Below are 565 nucleotides of genomic sequence, written 5' to 3' on the forward strand. Positions count from 1 at the left end.
CTCCAAAGACACCAACATCACGGACAACTCAGCCCCCGTGCCGATCAACCCCAAACCGCGGCGCCCCCCCTGAAGCCTCGTAGAGCATATTGTTAAACTTAGCAATGCCTTAAAACAACATTAAACGCGTTTGATTTATGTTTCCCTGCCCTTGAAGCTTAGTATTTATCCCGAGTTGGTGCAAGGGATTCTACATTTTTCAAGAGAGCTTCTGCCTTGCCACAATTTAGACAAATGACTTTGGAACTCTTGCAAAAAGGTGTAGAGGTTTTGGACATTTCTCCTATTTTTATGTAACACAAGCGGGATTGCGATACACATCTCTTTTCCAAAGAGCATCATCTCTTATGAGGATGCAAGTTTAGTTGCACAGATGATTGCAGATTATATCCGACAAACAACAGACTTCACACCAGATAATGCGCACTTTGACGCGCGAAAAACTCTTTGGTATTCTTGCAAAAAACAACTATTTACAAAAAAAGGGGGGGGGGGGGGTGGTGAACGCAGCAAAAAAATATTCGCCGTTTTGTTTTTTTGGAAATTGCACCAGGCCAGCCTATCC

1 protein-coding gene is annotated in these 565 nt (G+C 43.5%); it reads right to left on the bottom strand.

Annotated elements, in window-relative coordinates; all coding sequences use genetic code 11:
* Nucleotides 1–384: 384 nt before the first annotated feature.
* Nucleotides 385–565: hypothetical protein (locus tag K2N75_RS00540; RefSeq protein WP_300119707.1), on the bottom strand; the 181-nt coding region annotated here is incomplete at its 5' end.

It is taken from the genome of Helicobacter sp. (genome assembly GCF_029067145.1).
Lineage (GTDB): Bacteria > Campylobacterota > Campylobacteria > Campylobacterales > Helicobacteraceae > Helicobacter_D.